At 69.5% G+C, this 1,226-nt stretch carries 1 protein-coding gene; it reads right to left on the reverse strand.

Annotated features, from left to right (window positions below; translation table 11 throughout):
• Positions 1-385: 385 nt before the first annotated feature.
• Positions 386-1,226, reverse strand: an 841-nt coding sequence (locus AB0F61_RS34205; RefSeq protein WP_357818545.1) for a HAMP domain-containing sensor histidine kinase, incomplete at its 5' end; no start/stop codon positions are given.

Genomic DNA, 1,226 nt, shown 5'->3' on the forward strand with positions numbered 1-1,226 from the left:
CCCCTCTGGGTGGTTGCGGTGTCTCCAGCGCACGTAACGCGTGAGAGGCCGGACTTGTGCCCGACCTGAGGCGGAGATTTTGCCTCACATCAAGGTCTGTTACTCAATCGACACCCAACCGGACCCCTCGAGAGCGATCGGGTTTGGATGGCGAACGGGACCGTACACGGTCCGGAAGCCGCGCCCGATGGGCGCCACCCCGTGTACTTCCCGTGATCCCACCCCCCGGAAACCCGGACTTTTCCCGGCTTTCCGGGGGAATTCTTGATCACGGAGAGTAGATGGCCGGAACCGGTCCCTTGTGATCGATCACACACGGAACCCTCGTGAACGGGTCACGAAAATTCCGCGTAAAGCGAACAGCATGGACGGCTCGCCCGGCGTGTCACACCGGAAGCGTGACACGCATGACGAGGCCGCCGCCCTCGCGGGGCTCCGCGATGATACGGCCCCCGTGGGCCCGGGCGACCGACCGGGCGATCGACAGCCCCAGCCCGACGCCCTTGTCACTGCCGGTGCGCTCCTGCCTGAGCCGCCGGAACGGCTCGAAGAGATTGTCGATCTCGTACGCCGGGACCACCGGCCCCGTGTTCGAGACCACCAGCACCGCCTGGCCGGGCCGGGTCTCGGTGGTGACCTCCACCCAGCCCCCGTCCACGTTGTAGCGGACGGCGTTCTGCACCAGGTTCAGGGCGATCCGCTCCAGCAGGACGCCGTTGCCCTGTACGCCGGCGGGGGCGCGCTCGCCGCGGATCTCCACGCCCTTGGCCTCGGCCTCCGACCGGGTCTGGTCGATGGCCCGCGAGGCGACCTCCGCCAGGTCCACCGGCTTGCGCTCCACGATCTCGTTGTCGCTCCGGGCGAGCAGCAGCAGGCCCTCCACCAGCTGCTCGCTGCGCTCGTTGGTGGCCAGCAGCGTCTTGCCCAGCTGGTGCAGCTCCGCGGGCGCCCCGGGGTCCGACAGGTGGACCTCCAGCAGGGTGCGGTTGATCGCCAGCGGCGTCCGCAGCTCGTGCGAGGCGTTGGCGACGAACCGCTGCTGGGCGGTGAACGCCCGGTCCAGCCGGTCCAGCATGTCGTCGAAGGTGTCCGCGAGCTCCTTGAGCTCGTCGTCCGGGCCGTCCAGCTCGATCCGGCGGGAGAGGTCGGTGCCGGCCACGTTGCGGGCGGTGCGGGTGATCCGGCCGAGCGGGGACAGCACGCGGCCCGCCATGGCGTAGCCGAAG

Source organism: Micromonospora sp. NPDC023888 (assembly GCF_040639415.1).
In the GTDB taxonomy this organism is placed as follows: Bacteria; Actinomycetota; Actinomycetes; order Mycobacteriales; family Micromonosporaceae; genus Micromonospora.